The organism is Micromonospora sp. CMU55-4, from assembly GCF_011602315.1.
Classification (GTDB): domain Bacteria; phylum Actinomycetota; class Actinomycetes; order Mycobacteriales; family Micromonosporaceae; genus Micromonospora; species Micromonospora chalcea.
In genome coordinates, this window is the sequence record NZ_JAAOLH010000063.1 from 1 (window position 1) to 383 (window position 383).

At 68.4% G+C, this 383-nt stretch carries 1 protein-coding gene; it reads right to left on the minus strand.

Annotated features, from left to right (window positions below):
• Positions 1-50: 50 nt before the first annotated feature.
• The coding region (locus tag HA073_RS30255; RefSeq protein ID WP_205799081.1) for a C39 family peptidase at positions 51-383 on the minus strand (333 nt) is incomplete at its 5' end.

The following is a 383-nucleotide window of genomic DNA, read 5'->3' on the forward strand; positions in this document are numbered from 1 at the left end:
TACGCCGAAGGGCCCGACCCCGTGGTGGGGGTCGGGCCCTTCGTGTTCGGTCAGGAGCTGTAGCCGCGGCTGGCGATCCAGCGGGCGAGCTCGTCCACGTCCATCCGGTAGGAGGCCTGGTTCGGGTTCGCCGAGTCGGCGATCGTCACGACCTTCCCGCCGTCGCGGTAGCCCACGACGCTGATGTAGTGGCCACCCTCGAAGGAGTGGGCGTTGCCGTCGGTGTCGGTCGCGGTGCCGGCGATGTTGGCCACCACGGCACGGCCGTCGTCGACGGTCTTGACCACGTCGGCGCGCAGCTTGTCGACCTTGTCGCGGTCGCGGGCCTTGTCCACGGGGATCTCGGTGGACTTGTAGACGTCCTTACCGGTCTCCTTGTTCAG